The 4,764-nt window shown below is 73.4% G+C and carries 3 protein-coding genes; 1 reads left to right on the forward strand and 2 read right to left on the reverse strand.

The features are described 5' to 3' along the window. The coding region (locus ACFVXK_RS19820) for a polysaccharide deacetylase family protein (RefSeq protein WP_389613381.1) at nt 1-839 on the reverse strand (839 nt) is incomplete at its 3' end. A 105-nt stretch (nt 840-944) separates the two neighbouring features. Beyond that, nucleotides 945-4,253: a bifunctional lysylphosphatidylglycerol synthetase/lysine--tRNA ligase LysX gene (gene lysX, locus ACFVXK_RS19825; RefSeq protein WP_389613383.1), complete on the reverse strand. Its 3,309-nt coding sequence runs from the start codon at nt 4,251-4,253 to the stop codon at nt 945-947. A gap of 60 nt (nt 4,254-4,313) precedes the next feature. Here lysX and ACFVXK_RS19830 point away from each other — a divergent pair. Then, nucleotides 4,314-4,764, forward strand: a 451-nt coding sequence (locus tag ACFVXK_RS19830; RefSeq protein ID WP_389613385.1) for a universal stress protein, incomplete at its 3' end; no start/stop codon positions are given.

Consider the following 4,764-nt stretch of genomic DNA (forward strand, 5'->3'; position numbering starts at 1 on the left):
TAGGTCTCCAGGGCCCGGACGCTCTGCGAGCGGTCGCCGCCGGCGTCGTGGTTGAGCACGATCACGCCCGGCGCGGCCCCGTCCAGGATCCGGGAGACGATGGTGGTGGTGCCGGGTTCGGTCCAGTCGAGGCTGTCCACGGTCCAGGCGAGGGGTTCCATGCCCAGGTCCGCCCCGATCTCGAAGGCGGCGCGGTTCCACGCCCCGTACGGGGCCCGGAACCACAGCGGGGGCTGACCTACGGCCTGCTCGACGACCTCGCTGGTGCGCCCGATCTCGGACTCCAGCGCGGACCGGCTGAGCCGGGGGATCTGCGGGTGCGTCCAGGTGTGGTTGCCGATGACGTGTCCCTCGGCGGCCATCCGGCGCAGCAGGTCGCGGTTGTCGGTGGCCATCTCCCCGCAGACGAAGAACATCGCGCGGACCCCGTAGCGGCGCAGGGTGTCGAGGATGGCCGGGGTGTAGCGGGGGTCGGGGCCGTCGTCGAAGGTGAGCAGCATGGCCTTGCCGCCGGCGGCCGGGCCCTGGGGCAGTTCCAGGATGGGCCGGGTGCGGACGGCGGGCTTCACGGCGGGCGGCTTCGCGGGGGCCTCGGCGGTCATCGGCTGGAGCCGGTGGGCGGCGTCGGGGAGTCCCTCCGGGCGGGCGCCCGGGGCGCCGCCGGCCCCTGGTCCGCCGGCGGGCTCGGGGGCGCCGCCCGGGGGCGTCCCGGGCGGGCCGGCCGGTGAGCCGTCCTCGCTCACGCTGAGCAGTCCGGAGGAGGCGGCGGCCGCGATTCCGAGGAAGACGGCGGTACGCAGGAGCACGCGTCGCCCTACTGTCGGCTCGTCATTTGTCATTATTACTACGTATCAACGACATCGCCGCAGATGTCGAGAGGCGCGGAGCCACCCCGTCCGCCTCACCCGCCCGGACCAGCCGTCCGGCCGGGGCGGCGGCCCCGGTCAGCTCTGGCGCACGAGCGGGAACGGAAGCGTCTCGCGGATCGTCAGACCGGTGAGGAACATGACCAGCCGGTCGACGCCGATGCCCAGTCCGCCGGTGGGGGGCATGGCGTACTCCAGGGCGTCGAGGAAGTCGTTGTCGAGTTCCATCGCCTCCGGGTCCCCGCCCGCCGCGAGCAGGGACTGTGCGGTGAGCCTGCGGCGCTGCTCGACGGGGTCGGTGAGCTCGGAGTAGGCGGTGCCCAGTTCGGTGCCGAAGGCCACCAGGTCCCAGCGTTCGGCGAGCCGGGGGTCCTTGCGGTGCTGGCGGGTGAGCGGGGAGACGTCCGTGGGGAAGTCCTTGTAGAAGGTGGGCAGTCCGGTGCGCTCCTCCACCAGCCGTTCGTACATCTCCAGGACCACGTCGCCGCGGGTGTCCTCGGGCCCGTGCGGGACGCCCGCCCGGTCGCACAGCACGCGCAGCCGGTGCTCCTCGGTGTCGGCGTCGACCTCCTCGCCGAGGGCCTCGCTGATGGCCCCGTACATCGTCTTGACGGGCCAGGGGCCGGAGATGTCGTGCACGACGAGCTTGCCGTCGGGGCCCGCCTTGTGGGCGATGGGCGAGCCGAAGGCGGCGGTGGCGGCGCCCTGGATCAGCTCGCGGGTGAGGTCGAGCATCACGTCGTAGTCGGCGAAGGCCTGGTAGGCCTCCAGCATCGTGAACTCGGGGTTGTGCTTGTAGGAGACGCCCTCGTTGCGGAAGGTGCGGCCCATCTCGAAGACCTTCTCCATGCCGCCGACGCACAGCCGTTTGAGGTAGAGCTCGGGGGCGATGCGCAGGTACAGGTCGAGGTCGTAGGCGTTGATGTGGGTGCGGAAGGGGCGGGCGTTGGCGCCGCCGTGGATCTGCTGGAGCATCGGGGTCTCGACCTCCAGGTAGCCGCGGTCCAGGAGTCCCTGGCGCAGGGCCTGCACGGCGCTGGAGCGGGCCCGTACGACGTCCCGGGCGTCGGGGCTGGCGACGAGGTCGAGGTAGCGGCGCCGGACCCGGGCCTCGGGGTCGGACAGGCCCTTGCGCTTGTCGGGCAGGGGGCGCAGGCACTTCCCGGTGAGCTGCCAGGAGTCGACGAGGACGGACAGGTCGCCGCTGCGGCTGGCCGCGGCGGTGCCGCCGGCCACCACGTGGTCGCCGAAGTCGACCTGGGAGGTGAAGGCGTCCAGGGCCGCGGACCCGGATTCGTCGCGGGTGAACATCAGCTGGACGTCGCCGGTCCAGTCGCGCAGGACGGCGAAGACCACGCCGCCGAGGTCGCGGACGACCATCACCCGCCCGGCGAGGACGACGGGCTCGCCGGTGCGGGCGCCGGAGGGGAGCCGGCCGGGGTGGGCGGCCCGCAGCTGGGCGGCGGTGTGGGTCCGCTGGCGGATCCCGACGGGGTAGGGGTCGGTGCCGGCGGCGCGGATCCGCTCCAGTTTGGCGTGGCGGACGCGGACCTGCTCGGGCAGCCGGTCGGCGGGCGCGCCTTCCCCCTCCTGCGCCACGAGGTCCAGGCCGAGGGACTCGATGGAGGGCAGGTCAGCGGTGGTGACGGGGGCGGTGAGCCCCCTGGGCTGGTGGCCCTTGCCCCACAGTTTGCGCAGGCTGGGCACGGAGACGAAGCCCTCGGCGATGCCGGAGGCGAGGCTGACCCGGGCGAGCGAGCCGGCGTCCTGGTAGCAGAGGAAACGGGGGTACCACTCGGGCCCGTACTTGACGTTGGACCGGTAGAGGGCCTCCAGCTGCCACCAGCGGGAGAAGAACAGCAGCAGCCTGCGCCAGAGCTTGAGCACGGGGCCGGCGCCGATCCGGCCGCCCTCCTCGAAGGCGGAGCGGAACACGGCGAAGTTGAGGGAGATCCGGCGCACGCCGAGGCCGGGGGCGGCCGCGCAGAGCTGGGCGACCATGAACTCCATCACCCCGTTGGGGGCGGTGCGGTCACGGCGCATCAGGTCGAGGGAGATGCCGTCCTTGCCCCAGGGGACGAACGAGAGCAGGGCGATCAGCTCGCCCTGCGCGTCGAAGGCCTCCACGAGCAGGCAGTCCCCGTCGGCGGGGTCGCCGAGCCGGTCGAGGGCCATGGAGAAGCCGCGTTCCGTCTCGGTGTCGCGCCAGCGGTCGGCCCGGTCGACGATGGTGCGCATCTCCTCTTCGGTGAGGGCCGAGTGGCGGCGGATCACCGTGGTGGCGCCGGTCCGCTTGACGCGGTTGACGGCCTGCCGGGTGACCCTCATGTCACGGCCGTCGAGGTCGAAGTGGGCCACGTGCAGGATGGCCTCGTCGCCGAGCTGGAGGGCGCTGAGCCCGGAGCGGGCGTACGCGGTCGCGCCGTCCTCGGACGCGCCCATCACGGCGGGCTGCCAGCCGTAGCGGCGGGCGACGGCCAGCCAGGCGTCGATCGCCGGGGTCCAGGCGCCGGGGTCGCCCACCGGGTCGCCGCTGGCCAGGCAGACCCCGGCTTCGACGCGGTAGGTGACGCCGGCCTTGCCGTTGGGGGCGAAGATCACCGCCTTGTCGCGCCGGGTGGCGAAGTAGCCGAGGGAGTCGGCGCGGCCGTAGGCGCCCAGCAGGGCGCGGATGCGGGGTTCCTCGTCCCCGTGCAAGGCGGCGGTGAGCCGCTGGGAGCGGAAGAGGGTGGAGGCGGCGTTCAGCAGGGCGAGGGCGCCGAAGAGGCCGAGCAGGAAGTAGAGCGCCCTGGGCGGGCGGCCGTCGAACTGGCGGGCGGAGAACAGGCCGCCGAAGACCTGTTTGGCGGCCCAGTCGAGCCACTGCCCCCGGGGCAGCGTGCCGGGGAACAGGGCCACGAGGCCCCAGCCGAGGAAGACGGCGGCGAGCAGTCCGAGGCCCAGGACGAGCAGGGCGCGCCAGACGGCGCCGGGGCGGGAGGCGGCGTAGAACTCCTTGCGGGCGGCGGTCAGCACGACGAGGGCGGCCACCGCGAGGGCCAGGGACAGGCCGCCGACCCAGAGGTACCCGTCCGCGATGATCAGTACGTCGACGAGGATCAGCAGGGCCAGATAGGTGACGACGATCCACCAGGCGATCTTCTTGCGGATGCCGAGCGCGGCGGCGAGCAGGAAGAGGAAGACGGCGTACGCGAGGTTCGCGCTGACCGGCACCACGAAGTCGTCGAGGACGCGCACCACGGGCCGCAGCAGCCCCCGCAGTACCGGTGAGAGCGCCAGCAGCGCGCAGAGCAGGCCGAGCGTTCCGAAGAACGCTCCGAAGGCGTCCGGGACCCGGTTGAGGAACCTGCCGCGGGCACCGCGGGTCTGCTCCTGCGTGGCACTCATGCCATGCACTGTAGGGAGGGCCGCGCCGTGGCGCGCGCCGAACGGGATAGCCTCGGCAGGGTGACGGAGCACGCGAGTACGGCATTCGAACGGGGCACGGACGGGCCGAAGGTCATCCTCGCGGGGGTGGACGGTTCGGAGTCCTCCCTGCGGGCGGCCGCGTACGCGGCGGGGCTGGCGCGGCGGCAGAACGCGTTGCTGGCGCTGGTGTACGTGCAGCCGGTGCTGGCCGCCGGGGCCTCCCTGGGGGCGCCGGTGGCGGAGGCCACGGGGGAGATCGCGGAGGGGATCGTGGCCGAGATCCGGGCCTCGGCGGAGCGGCTGAAGGGGATCTTCGAGGTGCGGTGGCAGTTCCACACCTTCCGCGGGGATCCGTACGCGGGCCTGGTGGGCGCCGCCGAGGAGCTGAAGGCGGACGCGGTGGTGGTCGGCGCCTCGGAGCGGGCCGGGCACCGGCTGGTCGGCTCGGTGGCGGTCCGGCTGGTGAAGGCGGGCCGCTGGCCGGTGACGG

The sequence above is a fragment of the Streptomyces sp. NPDC058157 genome, assembly GCF_042884105.1.
Taxonomy (GTDB): domain Bacteria; phylum Actinomycetota; class Actinomycetes; order Streptomycetales; family Streptomycetaceae; genus Streptomyces.

Excerpts from the sequence above, each read along its gene's own strand:
- lysX (WP_389613383.1), bottom strand. The coding sequence starts at position 4,253 with ATGAGTGCCACGCAGGAGCAGACCCGCGGTGCCCGCGGCAGGTTCCTC.